The sequence below is a fragment of the Flavobacteriales bacterium genome, from assembly GCA_021296215.1.
Classification (GTDB): domain Bacteria; phylum Bacteroidota; class Bacteroidia; order Flavobacteriales; family ECT2AJA-044; genus ECT2AJA-044.
Map to the genome: position 1 here is coordinate 1 of JAGWBA010000064.1, position 14,423 is coordinate 14,423.

Annotated in this window: 14 protein-coding genes; 2 read left to right on the forward strand and 12 right to left on the reverse strand. The window is 47.2% G+C overall.

Annotated features, from left to right (window positions below):
• From J4F31_09745 to J4F31_09780, 8 genes are all read right to left on the reverse strand, one after another.
• On the reverse strand, window positions 1–716 hold a 716-nt coding region (locus tag J4F31_09745; protein ID MCE2496839.1), incomplete at its 3' end, for a geranylgeranylglycerol-phosphate geranylgeranyltransferase.
• A complete protein-coding gene (locus J4F31_09750; GenBank protein ID MCE2496840.1) occupies window positions 700–1,221 on the reverse strand; it encodes an HAD-IIIA family hydrolase in 522 nt (173 codons plus the stop codon). The genes J4F31_09745 and J4F31_09750, both read right to left, overlap by 17 nt.
• Complete coding sequence (locus J4F31_09755; protein ID MCE2496841.1) at window positions 1,218–1,979, reverse strand: DUF2520 domain-containing protein; 762 nt, start codon at window positions 1,977–1,979, stop codon at window positions 1,218–1,220. Before J4F31_09755 ends, J4F31_09750 begins: the two co-directional genes overlap by 4 nt.
• Complete coding sequence (gene ccsA, locus J4F31_09760; GenBank protein ID MCE2496842.1) at window positions 1,979–4,423, reverse strand: cytochrome c biogenesis protein CcsA; 2,445 nt, start codon at window positions 4,421–4,423, stop codon at window positions 1,979–1,981. The genes J4F31_09755 and ccsA (J4F31_09760) overlap by 1 nt, the downstream gene beginning before the upstream one ends.
• Window positions 4,423–4,812 (reverse strand): cytochrome c maturation protein CcmE, encoded by a 390-nt coding sequence (locus J4F31_09765; protein ID MCE2496843.1) that lies wholly within the window; start codon window positions 4,810–4,812, stop codon window positions 4,423–4,425. The genes ccsA (J4F31_09760) and J4F31_09765 overlap by 1 nt, the downstream gene beginning before the upstream one ends.
• The gene (locus J4F31_09770; protein ID MCE2496844.1) at window positions 4,809–5,018 is read right to left on the reverse strand and encodes a CcmD family protein; all 210 of its coding nucleotides are present in this window, start codon (window positions 5,016–5,018) and stop codon (window positions 4,809–4,811) included. Before J4F31_09770 ends, J4F31_09765 begins: the two co-directional genes overlap by 4 nt.
• A complete protein-coding gene (gene ccsA / locus J4F31_09775; GenBank protein MCE2496845.1) occupies window positions 5,015–5,689 on the reverse strand; it encodes a cytochrome c biogenesis protein CcsA in 675 nt (224 codons plus the stop codon). Before ccsA (J4F31_09775) ends, J4F31_09770 begins: the two co-directional genes overlap by 4 nt.
• Window positions 5,690–5,703: 14 nt before the next feature.
• A complete protein-coding gene (locus J4F31_09780; protein MCE2496846.1) occupies window positions 5,704–6,357 on the reverse strand; it encodes a heme exporter protein CcmB in 654 nt (217 codons plus the stop codon).
• Window positions 6,358–6,431: 74 nt separating this feature from the next.
• Here J4F31_09780 and J4F31_09785 point away from each other — a divergent pair, with 74 nt between their 5' ends.
• Together J4F31_09785 and bshB1 are read left to right on the forward strand one after the other, a co-directional pair.
• Window positions 6,432–6,971 (forward strand): glutathione peroxidase, encoded by a 540-nt coding sequence (locus J4F31_09785; GenBank protein ID MCE2496847.1) that lies wholly within the window; start codon window positions 6,432–6,434, stop codon window positions 6,969–6,971.
• Between the two features lie 36 nt (window positions 6,972–7,007).
• Window positions 7,008–7,727, forward strand: a complete 720-nt coding sequence (gene bshB1, locus J4F31_09790) for a bacillithiol biosynthesis deacetylase BshB1 (protein MCE2496848.1) — start codon at window positions 7,008–7,010, stop codon at window positions 7,725–7,727.
• Window positions 7,728–7,804: 77 nt separating this feature from the next.
• Here bshB1 and J4F31_09795 read toward each other — a convergent pair whose 3' ends face one another.
• The 4 genes from J4F31_09795 to cadA all read right to left on the reverse strand — a co-directional run bounded on the left by J4F31_09795 (window position 7,805) and on the right by cadA (window position 14,223).
• Window positions 7,805–9,637, reverse strand: coding sequence for a T9SS type A sorting domain-containing protein (locus J4F31_09795; GenBank protein MCE2496849.1), 1,833 nt, complete (start codon window positions 9,635–9,637; stop codon window positions 7,805–7,807).
• Between the two features lie 106 nt (window positions 9,638–9,743).
• Window positions 9,744–11,027, reverse strand: a complete 1,284-nt coding sequence (locus J4F31_09800) for a polysaccharide biosynthesis C-terminal domain-containing protein (GenBank protein MCE2496850.1) — start codon at window positions 11,025–11,027, stop codon at window positions 9,744–9,746.
• A gap of 4 nt (window positions 11,028–11,031) precedes the next feature.
• Complete coding sequence (locus tag J4F31_09805; GenBank protein ID MCE2496851.1) at window positions 11,032–12,129, reverse strand: glycosyltransferase; 1,098 nt, start codon at window positions 12,127–12,129, stop codon at window positions 11,032–11,034.
• A gap of 27 nt (window positions 12,130–12,156) precedes the next feature.
• Window positions 12,157–14,223 carry a cadmium-translocating P-type ATPase gene (gene cadA, locus J4F31_09810; protein ID MCE2496852.1) on the reverse strand — a complete coding sequence of 689 codons (2,067 nt, stop codon included), beginning with the start codon at window positions 14,221–14,223 and terminating at the stop codon, window positions 12,157–12,159.
• Window positions 14,224–14,423: the final 200 nt, after the last annotated feature.

Consider the following 14,423-nt stretch of genomic DNA (forward strand, 5'->3'; position numbering starts at 1 on the left):
AGCATGGCGGCGAACAAAGAGCTGAGGATAACCTTTGTTCCCGTTTCACCGACATGGAGCGCCATCGTGCGAAATCCCTGAGCTGAATCGCCCGCAACATCCTGAAGGTCTTTGATGATCTCCCGAATGAGGTTGATCAGAAAGGCGAAGAAGGCGTATCCGGAGATGATGAGGAACAGGCTTCGCTGGTTGGCCGAGTATTGTTCGTTGAGAGCCGGAATCATAGTAAACAAAGGAACGGCGATCACCGATAGCCCAATACAGAAGGACACAACAATGTTACCAACGAGAAATTGTCGCTTGAGATGGGAACTGTAATACCACAGGATAAACGCATAAAAAAGGTGGATTCCTACAAGGTAGTACTGCCCGACATTGTATGACGTAAAGACACCGAGTGCTAATCCGACCGCAGTAAGGGTCAAATGCCAAATTATTGCGGCCCTTCGTTTGATCACCTTACCGACGATGACATCACCTTTGTTGATCTCATCGGCTTTGATGTCCATGTAGTCGTTGATCACGTAGCCTGCGGCCGCGAGCAATACAATGGAAAGCACCAACAGTGAGAATAACGAAGGCTTCAGGGCTACGGGAATACCGTAGGATAGAATAAGAGAATAGTACACCAAGAATTGGGTGCCGCCAATGATCAACAAGTTCTTAACCCGGATCAGACGTAGGAACGACCATATCACCTTACCACTCGAAGCCATCGCCGTTCATCCATTTGCCTTGTACCTTCATGACCTGTTGCAGAATATCGCGCGCACATCCTTGTCCGCCCGCTATCGGCGAAACGTAGTCGCAAAACCTCTGAATCTCGGGTGCCGCATCGGCTGGGCAGGTGGCCAGCCCGCAAAGACTCATGACCTCGTAATCGGGAATATCGTCACCCATGTACAAGATCTCATGGGGTTGGAGTCCGTAGATGGCTTTGAGGTCTTCAAATGCATCAATTTTGTGTCGCTGCCCGAGGTATATATCCGTAAGTCCCAATCCTTTCAATCGAACGCGCACTCCCTCGTTATTGCCGCCCGAAATAATGGCAACGCGATAACCCTTCTTAACGGCCAGCTGCAAGGCATAGCCGTCCTTGATGTTCATATTGCGGTATTGCTCTCCCTGGGCGGTCACGATCACCTTTCCGTCCGTGAGGACGCCATCGACATCGAAAATGAACGTCGAGATCTTTTTCAGGTGCTCTTTGTAGTTCTTCACGCTTTGTTTTGCTGGATGTTTTCGCTGATCAATTTATAAAGATCGGCCCAATCTTGTCGCTTGAGCAAAGTTACGTGTTTGTCAATTGTGGGTTGATCACCTCTCAAGGCCGGTCCTGTTTGTGCTGCGGCCGGACCTTTCTCCAAGGCTTTTTCCGTCGTTTCAACGATGAGCGGATGTAGCAGGTCGAATCTCATATCGCGCGACTTCATGAGTTTTTCGGCGATGGTATACATGTGGTTCGAGAAATTGCAGGCGAAAACGGCCGACAGGTGCAAGTATTGACGCTGCTGGCTATCGATTCGCTCCACGCGATTGCTGATCCTTGTCGCTGCTCCTACAAGGGACTCTTCGGTCTCGGGGTCAACGCCTTCTACCAACATGGGGATATCCTGAAAATGTACCGCCTTGCGGCGCGAAAGGGTTTGCAAGGGGTAAAATACACCTCTTTTGGGGTGTTTGACTAGCGTTTCAAGGTCCACCGATCCAGAGGTATGGGTCACTAATCCGCTAACACCGTTGAGATGTTCGGATACTTCCTCAATAGCACTATCGGACACGGCAATTATGTACCAATCGGCGTCCTTAGGAATTTCATCATAATTCAAATACAGCTCTGCATCGAGTGCTTCGGCCAGCTCTTTGCCGTTGTCAGCGGTTCTATTGTACAAACCTATGAGATCAAATTCCGCTGCCTGCAAAGCACGGCCCAAGTGGTAAGCCAAACGACCTGCACCAATAAGGATCACGCGTTCCATTATGCCTTTTTAATTCGTTGACGAATGGCCATAAAGGTACCCATGGCAATGAGAATACTGCCCAACCAGAGCAGGTTGATCCAAGGGAAGATAACGGCTTTCATAACGATGAACTCCTTCTCGTCGCGCACGTCAGTAAAGGCTTTGATCTTCACTTTGTTGTTCTCGGGATTTACATCTTCAAAACGGAATTTCAGACCGAAGTATTCTATTACAGCTTCTTCGAGTTGTACTTGATTCCCGGATACAACATATGCCGGTCGCGCGAAACGCTTAACCCCTTGTACATTTACCACTGTCATATAGGCTACCAAAGCGATATTCATGGGTTGGCCATCTTCGAATTGTACCCTATTCGGGTCGAGAGCCAAACTATCTAATATTACGAAATGACGGTTGTAAATGGCCGAGTCGCCCAAGGACATTTCGATATCGGCTTCGCGACTGTAGCCGGTGGCGATTTTTTCGGCCCGCACTTCCTCAGGCTCGGCATAGGTGATGTGGGTGTAAATGTCCTTGGCAAAAAAGTGCTTTGTGCTCGGTTCTGCCACATTGCCCATTCGTTCATTAAGCTGAATAAAAGGTTCGAGCGTAAAGGCCTTTTCTAATGAACCTTTGCCGTCACTTTCATAGTAATCGATCTCAAAAATGCGATTGAATTCTTCTTTGCGTTCGCCATTCCAAACGACGTAGTACTTGCCCATTTGCATGGTATCGCCCAATTCCATCAAGATGTTTTCGCTTGCGGGAAAATCCTTGGCGATATAAGTGGGGTTCTCAGAAATGACTTCTTTTTGAGCGTTCGATACCAATGCTCCAAGCATCACTAACCCGAATCCCATATGAGCTAAGGACGCCCCTGCGAAATCCCATTTCCCTTTGACGAGACGAGTCCAATAATCAAAGTTTGCTACGACCGCAAAGACCGAAGTGAAAAGCATGGCGGTATACAAGGCATTGTTGAACCCCCAGGCCAGGGCTAAAACCACGGTTAAAATCAGCGATGCTCCCAAGCTAAGTCCAATGCTCTTGAGGAACTTGGGAAATTCGGTTTTCTTGTATTTCAAGAACTGGGTAAAGGCGACCAATGCGGTGATAAGAAGTGCGAATGGGAGTTGCCAGCTGTTGTAGTGTTCAATGACATCGATAGGAGGTGCTAATGCCGTTCGCTCACTGAACCCTAATCCAACGAGCACGGGATTTACCAAAAGCTCGGTGAGTTTATTGATCACGGGTATCGAAGTACTGAAGGTGATCTGAAAACTCGATATGGTCAAGGTCAAAGCTCCGATGAACATCCAGAATTCACGAGACCATAAACGGTCGTCGGTAGTAGCTTTTGGCAGGCTGCGCCAGTGATAGGCCAAAGTTCCAAAAGCAAGGAGAATGTAAAAGAAAAGGTACAGCAAAAGCTGGCCGTTGAGTCCGAGGTCAACAAAAGCGTGTACCGAACTATCTCCCAGGACGCCACTTCGGGTGAGAAAAGTAGAGTAGAGGATCAGAAGAAAGGTGATGAAGGTCAACACAAATGTCGACATCAGGTTTCCTCCTTTATTCTTCTGTATGAGCATTAGGTGCGCTGCACCAACCAAGGTCAGCCAAGGAACCAAGATGGCGTTCTCAACTGGATCCCAAGCCCAGAAGCCTCCAAAGCTCAAGGCTTCATAGGCCCAGGCACCTCCCATGAGGATTCCCAACCCGAGGATCATCACGGCAAAATAGGTCCAGGGAAGTGCTGGTTTTAGCCATTCGTCGTAAGCACGACGCCATAGTCCGGCCAATGCAAAAGCAAATGGAGGCAGAACGGCGGCAAAACCTAAAAACAAAGTAGGAGGGTGGATGACCATCCAATAGTTTTGAAGTAGTGGATTCAGTCCCGTACCATTTTGAAATTGAGGTGCCTGTAAGTAGTTCGGATTTTGTAGGAAAGGCAGGTTGGCATACTCGGGAAGGTCTCGGATAAGAACGAAGGGCGAAGAGCCGATCTTTGCTCCAAAGAGGTAGCTTCCGAGGAGCATACTGGTCAAGAACACTTGAACACTACCGTAAATGGTCATGGACGTGGCCTCCCATTTTCCAATACGGTGCATGAACAGCAGTCCAAGGATCACCTGAAAGATTATCCACAGTAAGAAACTTCCTTCTTGGCCCTCCCACATACAAGATATCAAGTAGTAAAAAGGGAGTTCTTTGGAACTGTGTTGCCATACGTACTGGTACTCGAAGTAATGTCCGAATATCATGATGTACAAGCTGATCACGACCCCAAGGACGCCTAGTGCATGAAGGTAGAAGCTCCCACGGGCAAGACGTTTCCACTCGGGGGAGTCACTGCGGTGGTGGAAGTAATAGGATATCGTTGAAACCAGTGCCGCAACGAAAGACAATACTGCGGCGAAGTGTCCGACGGCTCCTATGGCGGTATGCTCATTCAGGTACTCCATTATTCGTACGTATTCTCGACGCCGTTAGTCTCGTTGTACTTAGAAGGACATTTCATCAGGATTTGCTCGGCTACGAATGCTGAATCCGTGGCAAAGCCTTTCATGGTGATTTCTTCTGATTTTTCGAAATCCTGAGGTTTGGGCTGGAAATAGATCACTTTTCGTTCGTTTCCTTCCTTATCGATGGCGGTGAAAGTAAATTGGTTTCGCTCCGGTGCGTAGGTCATGGACTCTTCCTTATCGAGGTAACCGATTACGGTGAATTGCTTACCTGCATTTTTTTCAGCCAATGGGAACGAAACATAGGTGCTCGCATCGGTAAAAGTGCTGAGAATTGCGGCGATACCAACAGCGATCAAAACGATAATTGCGATATGTGTCTTCTTCATTCTTCCATTTTCTTTTCGAGCCGACTCACTTTACGGTCTACGGTGATCAGGTAAACAAACAGGCCGATGAAAATGATTACGATAACGCCGACCACGACATATATTTTACCGTTTTCGCGGAACGTGTCGGCCATCTCCACATTATTCGGATTTTGGGCCATCGTGCCGTAGGCACTAAGTAATAGGAGAAGGAGTAGCTTTTTCATTTATTGAGTTCTTTCCAAGCGAGCTTGCGTTCCATGCGTCGGATGCGAAGCCGAATGCTTACGATCCAGTAACCGACCAAGACCCATCCGATAACGGCGGGGTAGAATACTTTTCGCATTTCACTGTTGAGATCGTATTGGCTAAAGGCCGGATTGCCGCCATTTCCGGGATGGAGGCTATCAGTTAGGCGGGGTAAGATTCCTATGAAAACGATCATGAAGATAAAGGCGAAAATATTGTAAACGGCGCTAAGTCGAGCACGTTTGCGTTCATCGTCGAAACTTTGTCGGAGAATGAAGTAGGCGAAATAAATAAGCATGGCAATGGCTGCTCCGTTGAGTTTGGGGTCGTTTACCCAAAAGGCACCCCAAGTGAAACGCGCCCAGAGCATGCCGGTAACTAATCCGAGGGCACCCAGTACCAAACCTGAGATCGCCGATTCAACCGCCCAATCGTCATGGGACAAGTCGTTGCTTCGGAGGAATCTGATGCTGTATATCAACGAAAGCAAGTACAGAAGGATCATGCTGAACCACATGGTCACGTGGAAGTATAAATTGCGAATGGTTTCGTTAAGGATGGGAAGGCGAGGTACTTCGCCCAGTAATCCGGCAATCAGCACGTAAATTACCAGGATCATGCTCGCGATTTTCCACCAATTCCACTTCATCTAAGTCCTTCGTTTTAGTCGCGCCAAAGGTAGGGAAATAACAGGTATGAGAGGAGTAAAGTGACCCCGTTGAGCAATCCGATGACGATGATCGACCGCCACCAAAGCTCATACGTAAGCCCCAGAATGGCCGCATTGCTTAATTGTAGCGTTACGAGAAAGAGAGGCAGGAGAATTGGCAGTGACAGAATGGCGAGTAACGCTGTGTTTTGCCGGGTGCGAGCCGAAATAGCTGCCATGGTGCTCAAGGTGGCGGCAAACCCGCTGGAACCCAATAGAAGTGAAACAAGGTAAAGCCCTTGATGGACTACGGGATCGCCGAGGAAAAGACGAAAACAGGCCCAGGCTAGCAGGGCTAAAACCCACATGAGGATCATGTTGTAAAGTGTTTTTCCCAGAATAAGTGATCTTGGATCAACTAGTTGGTAATAAAGCCAATAGCGGCCCGAGGTCTCCCTGATGAAACTACCGGTGGCAGCGTTAACGGAGGCAAGGAGCAATACGATCCATAGAACGACGTTCCACGCCCGCTCGGAAATAGAGCCTTGAAAGGCTAGGTAGGTCACGAATACAGTGCTAAGGACGTATATTAGAAGTCCGAACACGGCATAGCGCTGCTTCCATTCGAGCTGAAATTCGTGAGCTAATATGATCCACATCCCTTTCATGTGACACCAAAGATACGATAGTGATGAACTTATAAGGCGTCACTCAGTTTATTGGTCATAAATTGCTATACAGGATGAAAAAAATACTGCTCTCAACACTGATTGTATTTTTGGGATTATTCGCTTCTGTTGCACAGGAATCTTTCTACGATTTCGTCGTGAAGGACATTGATGGCAACGAGTATGAGCTAAGTCAGCTGAAAGGTAAAAAAGTGCTCGTGGTTAATGTCGCTTCGAAGTGCGGTTTTACTCCTCAATATGAAGAACTTCAGGAGTTATACGAACAATTCGGTGGTAAGGACTTTGTGATCATTGCTTTCCCGGCCAATGATTTCATGAGCCAGGAGCCGGGTTCGAATGCCGAAATTAAAGCCTTCTGCACCGAAAACTACGAGGTTACCTTCCCAATGATGTCTAAAATATCGGTCAAAGGAAAGGAACAGGCGTCATTGTATGCGTGGCTGACTCAAAAGGAGCAGAATGGTCAAATGGATGCCAAGGTGAAATGGAATTTTCAAAAATTCGCCATCGACGGTTCGGGGAACCTCGTTCAAGTTTATGCACCGTCGATTAGTCCAATGAGCGATGAGATCGTCGCCTGGATCAAGGAATAAGATCTTGTTTGTCTATTTTAGCCAAAATTCCAAAGCATGAAACTGGATATTCTGGCTTTCGCAGCTCACCCGGATGATGTAGAGCTCGGGGCTTCTGGCACCCTAATAAAGCATATTGACAACGGCTTAAAGGTCGGAATCGTAGATCTAACACGTGGTGAACTCGGTACCCGAGGTACTGCGGACTTACGCGATGAGGAAGCAAAGCGATCTTCGGAGATCATGGGATTGGCCGTACGAGAAAACTTGGGCTTTAGGGACGGGTTCTTTCAAAACGATGAAGAGCATCAGTTGCGCATTGTAGAAATGATCAGGAAATACAGACCTCGAATCGTGTTGGCCAATGCGGTAAGTGACCGTCATCCCGATCACGGAAAAGGAGCTGATGTTGTTCGTACTGCCGGTTTTCTATCTGGACTTCCGAAGGTGAAAACCGAATTTCAAGGAAAGGAACAAGCTGCGCACAGACCTGAGTTGGCATTGCATTACATTCAGTTCAACTCGCTTACACCGGACATAATTATTCCGTTTGGAGAAGAAGTCATGGAGCGAAAAATGAAGGTAGTGGAGGCTTTTTCGTCACAGTTTTACGATCCCAACAGTGATGAACCCGAAACCGTTATTTCGAGCAAGAATTTTCTAGATAGCGTACGCTACCGCGCAGCGGATATGGGGCGAATGGTTGGAGCTCCATTTGGCGAAGGCTTTACAAGTGAACATTTGCTCAAAGTAGAAGCCCTCGACCATTTGGTTTAAATTCGTAGTAAGTCAAAACAACAAGACAAAAAAAGCCGCCCATTTCGGGCGGCTTTTTTACTATATCTGAGATCAGATTACTGAACGATCAAACGCAATGTTGATGTTCCGTTCTCTGAAGATACTTCAACGAAGTACAATCCATTAGCCAAGTTAGACACGTTCAAGCTAACCACATTTCCACCTGTTACGGCGTTGTGAGAGCTAGTCATCACGGTTTGTCCAACGGTGTTAACCACGTTTACTGTTACGTCAGTTGCAGCTTTCATTTCGAAAGCGACACGAACGTTGTCAGAAGCTGGGTTAGGGAATACACGCATTTCAGTGATATCGCTTTCTTCGATTCCGATTCCGCTGAATGAGTAAGATCCATCCAGGTAGTGGTACTGAGTCTCACTTAAGATATCGTTGTTTACCAAAGAAGCGTAAACGATAGCTACAGTGGCTGAATCTCCATTCTTGAACATCAAGTCACCAACAGTACCCCAAGTGCACCCAGCATCAGCCAATGTTCCAGTTGATACGTTTACTTCTGTCAACCAAGTTTGTTCTTGTACGCGATACCCTTTGACCCATGCGTCAGGCAAAGTGTTGCCTACACTACCTAACAAGGTGTCGGTGTCGAACCAAGTGACGGTGATGAAGTCTCCATCAGAAGATGCAGATACTTGCGGACGGCTATCTTCAGTCAAGTCATCCCCAAAATCTCCACGGAAAGTTTGTGGCTTAGCCATCAATGAAGCCGCCATGTTTGTTCCGTCACCATGAACGTCGAATACACCCCAAACTCCAGGGGCTGTTCCGATACTCCAAGGATCTCCTGCTGGCCCAATAGCTACTGCGAAGTGCATATCGCCATTGCTATCAACGGCAATATCTCCCTCACCGGCACAAGTGTAATCACGTCCGTCGTCGAGAAGATCTTCATCGACTAACCCGGATACAGAGATGTCCATTGGTGCACCCCATGTTGTACCTCCGTCAGTTGTTTTTAGCGCGATCAAGTGATAAGCCCCGACAGGTGCAATGGAGGCATCCCCACCATGACCGATCGCCACAATATATCCAGTTTGACCATCAGGACCAAATCCGATATAGGCATCAACAATAGCTCTGCCTCCTCCTGTATCGTTGTACACAGGAACGTACAATTCTTCTTGATTAAAAACCTGAGAACCAGAAGAATAATCAGCGCGTCGGTAGATGATAGTATCAGTATAATCCAAGGAACTGTCTTGGTAGACCACCTCCACCTCGATATCAACGTGGTGACCTACCATTCCAGAAGCCCACATACCTGCAGAGATGAAGTTATAATCTCCAGCTGCGCTGTCTGATTCTAATACAGTATTTGACGAGTCAGCCAAACCAAAAGTACAGTCACCAACCAATTGACCTCCCCAATTAGGACCATTAGATCCGGTAAGAATCGGGGCCGTGTAAAGGTACTTTGCATTAGCAGGGTTTGTGTTGGTCGGATCATTCAAGATTTGACCGGCGGGATAACGAGCACCACCAACACTTTGGTCGTAAACTGGTCCTACGTTGTTAGTGAAAGTAGCACCACCATCCAAACTGTGGTCGTAACGAAGTGATCCACTACCGGCATCTCCGTTAGTTGGTCCGTTGGAACGGTGAAGGAATGCAATGGCATTCAATTCAGGGCGTACAGAAACGGCAGATCGGGCACCGAAGGCCACACTATATACGTTTGCTGATTGACCCATATCCACGACTGCAGAGCGCGAACCTTGGAGATACGGAGCTTGGTAAGTTCCGCCTACTTCATTTTTCATGAGTTCCGCCTTTGCACGAACGTTAAGTACAGAGTGTTCCCGAACCGTCACATTGCTTTGTCCAAAAGCAAGTGAACCCGCCGTCACAAAAGCAAAGAGTAACGATTTTTTCATAATCCTCTTTTAGTTTGGGTTAATAATAGTGTTTCAAATATAACAGAATGTTGATGTTCCAACAATAAATTACTTAGCAAAGTTCAGTAACGTCGTAAATCAACGGTCAATTTCCTTGTATCCATTGTCGAAGCCAACGCCCATCGGCCCGAGAAGGCCACAGGTCTGCCCAAGGTATACGACTCTCCCTCAAAAACAGTTGGCTTTGGTAAATAGTAGACAGGCTGTAGGTGATCGATGTCGACAGCGCCGCACCGTATAATCCCATTTTCACGATCAGCAAAGGTGCCGTAAGGCCGGTGAGTATTAGGCCAAGTCCAGAAACTCTAGCATTCAGTTCGTAGTGCCCTCGTCCGGCCAAATGGGCACTCATGGTATTGTTCAGGGCCATGAAGAATATACCCGGGGCCAGAATACCTAATAGGGGCCTAATCTGTTCAAAGTTATCCCCAGAGCCAAAAACAAAGGCCCATATACTCCCCGATATCAGGACCAAAACACCTATGATTACCAAGGCAGAATAAAAAGCGATTTTCCACATTTGTGTGCTAAGATGCCTGATCTCGATCGGATTTTGCGTATTACTGATCCTAGAATATTGGATCATAGCCAAAGATTTGCTCACTACCCAGGACGCCTCTGCCAGATTAATAGCCGTGGCGTAATAGCCCAGCGAGGCATAATTATTCTCTGGAAGAAGCTTTTGCAGTAAGTAATAAGATAGCCGGTAGTTCAACAGCTGACTAATATTGGCTAGCTGGATCCAAAACCCGTGGCGGGTCATTTCTCGGACCGTGATGCGCCAAGTACCCTTGAGTTCTGCGGATGGGGTGGTGCCAAGCTCTTTGTAAATGGTTAAAAACCCCGCCACAATAGTGAATAAGTATGCAATATAAATGGCTCCGATATAAGCGCTGATATCGTGGATATCGAATGCCCGGAAGAATATCCAAAAGCTAAATAACAGGACTAAACTCTGCCCGAAACTGATCCAGTTGTGACTTTTAATATTCTCTCGCCCGAGAATAATTTGTAGGTGGATCTTTCCAATGGCGTCGATGGCGCCAATGAACATCAAGTGGTACAGGTATTGCTCGTCTTGCAAGCCTACAGCGAACAAGATCATTGGCACGATCACAGAAACTACCAATGCCCACAAATAGGAAGGAACGAGCAGTCGCTCAACCCCAAACCGGGGTAGCAAGTAAACGAGTGCCGGCCCACCGATAAAACTGCTGATCAGTTGAACCAGGGTTACGTTCAACAGGAATAGGCTGATGTATCCTTTTCCTTCGGCCCCTAAAAACTGGGTTGTGCTAACCAGAATTGCAAAGCTGATCAGTATGACCCCGAATTTACTGAAGGTAGTGGTGACTATGGTACGGATCATTGCGCTAATCTACAAATAAACCGAGCTGTCGGTACATCGCGTGAATTCGGTCGACGAATCCGTCCGCCGATAACTCTTCACGATCTTTGGGCAACATAAGCTGGAGATCCAATTCATCGTATCGATCCCAAAGTTGCCCGATCTTCTCTGCATAATCCTTGTAGTTATCCACTATCATTCCGTTTTGACCTTCACGCAGATATTTTTGGATAACGCCAACCGGAGAGCTCAATACCGGAACCCCCGCATTCAAGGCTTCAAGAGCCGCTAATCCAAAGGTTTCGTATCGACTGTTGGCCAAAAAGATGTGGAACCGAGGCAGTTTGCCTTGAATTTCAGCCTGACTCAGCCGCCCTTTGAAAACGACATTCCGAGATAGATCACTTCCAAATTGATCTTTTGCTAAAAGTTCAAGCACTTCTCTATCGACTCCATCTCCAATTATGTGATATTCCCACGGCCCGGGGAGCTTCTTCAAAGCCTTGATTATTTTATGAAAGCGCTTGATATCATTCACGAGATCACCGATCGATACTAGCATCAAGTGGTCCGATTTGGGTTTCCTCTCGACACTTTCCGGCACGTCAAGAATATTGGGTACAACGACATACCGACCCTCCAAACCGTTGTCGATCATCGCATTTTTCAGACCACGACTTACCGGGCAAACGCGAAACGCATTGCGAACCAATCGTTTTCGACTGGCATGCCATAAGCCGTCCTTCTGATAATTCTTGAAATAGAGCGAGGCATGCTCGTGAATGATAAAGGGTTTCTGAATCTTTTTCAACCACAATTCCCAAATCGGAAAATCCCGATCGAGAACGTTTAAATGAACCACGTCGGGCTTTTCTACGCTAGTTAGTGCCTTCTTCAATGCCATTGCTTTACCCAGTGCTCTCCTGTTGCGTGGATAGCGCACTCGTACCTCCAAAAGCTGTTCTCCGTAATCTCTATCTTCCGTTGCAACCATCCTAGTAGCGGATTCCGACGGACCAACCCAGATTACCGTAACTCTGTGGTGTTTTGCTAAGCCTACGGCTTGATGCTTGATAAAGACGCCATTTTGGACGTCTTCTGGGTGGGGGTACCACTGGGTCAAAAAAACTATATGAAGGTTTTGCGACACTTACTTCAGTGATTTGATCCGAAGTCTAAGGCTATTCCCAATGACAATCACATCAGAAAAAGCCATGGATAATGCCGCTACCATAGGACTCAGGAGTCCGGCCGCAGCGACCGGAATGGCCAGAACATTGTAAAAGAAGGCCCAAAAGAGATTTTGTTGAATGGTTCTCAATGTTTGTTTACTCAATTGAATAGCCGATTTAACTAGGTTCAAGTCTGAATCACTTAACAACACCACTTCAGCGCTGTGAATGGCCACATCCGAGGCCTTTCCAAGCGATATTCCAACATGAGCCTGGGTTAGGGCTGGGGCATCATTGATCCCATCGCCGACCATTACGACCCTTTCTTTCTTCGACCACATTCTGATGTGCTTGATCTTTTCGGCAGGATTCTGTCTAGAATAAAATTCATCTATTCCAACTCGCTCGGCCAATCGGCGGCATTTACGTTCATTATCCCCACTGAGTATAATGGTTCTGATCTGCTGGTCGTTCAACCACCTGATCAGCTCTGGCACACCTGCTTTCCAATCATCCTCGATGTCAATGACTCCAATGACCTCATCATTTCGCTTTACGCAAAGATCGCTGTCATCAGATCCTATGCCAACAAAAAAGGTTTGCCCGTGGTCATCCTGCCCTTCAATCCCTTTGCCTTTTAGCTCATTCACCTTCTCAAAAGAGTAGGGGATTACATCTTCTGACCAAGCTTTGACCAGACTCTCGGCTATCGGGTGCTTGCTGTGCCGCTCTAAGCCCAACACGATGCTCTGAAGATCGCGTTCGCCCATTCCGTAGGCCTCGATTCTTTTAACGCGAAAAGAGCCTGTAGTCAGCGTGCCTGTTTTGTCGAAGACTACAGTTTCCACCTTCGCCAATTCCTCCAATGTGGATCCACCCTTGATCAATATTCCCTTCTTAGCGGCTCTTCCAATGCCCACCATGACGGCTGTGGGAGTGGCCAACCCCATTGCGCAGGGGCATGAGATCACGAGTACGGCAATGGCCCGCATGATGCTCGCTTCGATACCTACTCCGAGAATGCGAAACGAAATAACAAATGTGACCAGGCTAATCGCCAATACCACCGGCACAAAAACGGCACTTACCCGATCGCCTAGTTTCTGAATGGTAGGTTGGTCGCGCTGAGCCTGACGAACCATTTCGATAATGCTTGACAAAACGGTTTCACTTAATGGTCTTACTACCTTGATCTCAGTAGAGCCATCCAACAAAAGAGTTCCCGATAAAACCTCCATCCCCGGGGATTTGAAGATAGGTTCCGACTCTCCAGTGATCATCGATTCATCAACATTTCCATCTCCCGAAGAAATTTCACCGTCGACAGGAATTTTTTCGCCCGAACGGACCAAAACCTTATCTCCAGGTTGCAAGCCCTTTACCGGTTCCGATTTCCATTCGCCATTCCTCCATGCTAACGCCTCCTTTTTTTGAAGCTTCTGAAGACTATCAATGGCATCCGTGGTCTTACGAACCGATCTCTTTTCGATTAGGTTACCTAATAACACCAAGGTGATTATGGCCGCCGCAGTCTCGAAGAACATATATTGATGCACGGTATCAGTGCTCCAATTCGTCAAGGTTCCATACAGGGAATAGCCAAACGCAGCAGTTGATCCAATAAAGATCAATACATCCATGTTTGGAACTCCGATCTTCACCGAACTCCATGCCGATCGACCGAAATACCAAAAGCCGAGAGCATAAACCGGGGTGCACAGGGCGATCTGTAAAAGTGGATCGTTAAGGAAAAAATCCTTTGGGACCACCATGTGAGCCATTAACGGAAGGGTGAATATGAGCGAAAAGAGGAAATAGCGTTCGAGCGTTCGATCGGGCCGTTTATTTTCTTTCTCCTCATCGCGGTCGTCTTCGTCTACGACTTCGTATCCGAGGTCGTGAATTCCGCGCCTTATTCCAGTAATGTCGATTTTCCCCGGATTTTCAAAGAATGCTTCACCATTGACGAAGTTAACGTCAACGGATTCCAAGCCGGCCTTTTCCAGATGTTTTCGGACTCCTAACGCACAATTTGCGCAGGTCATTCCTGATATTCTGATTTTTTGCGACTTGTTTTCGGGCATAGAACAAATTTAAGCATTCACTTAATTAACGCCCAAACTGACGAAATGATTATAAAATGAAGCCGTCTCAATACCGGGGCTGTTTGTAATACTCCCCATATTTCAGACCAACAATGCGGTTTTGTTAGTTAATAATTGGGTTTGATTAAAGATAGATTCTT

Excerpts from the sequence above, each read along its gene's own strand:
- ccsA (MCE2496845.1), bottom strand. The coding sequence starts at position 5,689 with ATGAAGTGGAATTGGTGGAAAATCGCGAGCATGATCCTGGTAATTTAC.
- J4F31_09755 (MCE2496841.1), bottom strand. The coding sequence starts at position 1,979 with ATGGAACGCGTGATCCTTATTGGTGCAGGTCGTTTGGCTTACCACTTG.
- J4F31_09780 (MCE2496846.1), bottom strand. The coding sequence starts at position 6,357 with ATGAAAGGGATGTGGATCATATTAGCTCACGAATTTCAGCTCGAATGG.
- bshB1 (MCE2496848.1), top strand. The coding sequence starts at position 7,008 with ATGAAACTGGATATTCTGGCTTTCGCAGCTCACCCGGATGATGTAGAG.
- J4F31_09770 (MCE2496844.1), bottom strand. The coding sequence starts at position 5,018 with ATGAAAAAGCTACTCCTTCTCCTATTACTTAGTGCCTACGGCACGATG.
- J4F31_09795 (MCE2496849.1), bottom strand. The coding sequence starts at position 9,637 with ATGAAAAAATCGTTACTCTTTGCTTTTGTGACGGCGGGTTCACTTGCT.
- cadA (MCE2496852.1), bottom strand. The coding sequence starts at position 14,223 with ATGACCTGCGCAAATTGTGCGTTAGGAGTCCGAAAACATCTGGAAAAG.
- J4F31_09800 (MCE2496850.1), bottom strand. The coding sequence starts at position 11,027 with ATGATCCGTACCATAGTCACCACTACCTTCAGTAAATTCGGGGTCATA.
- J4F31_09785 (MCE2496847.1), top strand. The coding sequence starts at position 6,432 with ATGAAAAAAATACTGCTCTCAACACTGATTGTATTTTTGGGATTATTC.
- ccsA (MCE2496842.1), bottom strand. The coding sequence starts at position 4,423 with ATGGAGTACCTGAATGAGCATACCGCCATAGGAGCCGTCGGACACTTC.
- J4F31_09765 (MCE2496843.1), bottom strand. The coding sequence starts at position 4,812 with ATGAAGAAGACACATATCGCAATTATCGTTTTGATCGCTGTTGGTATC.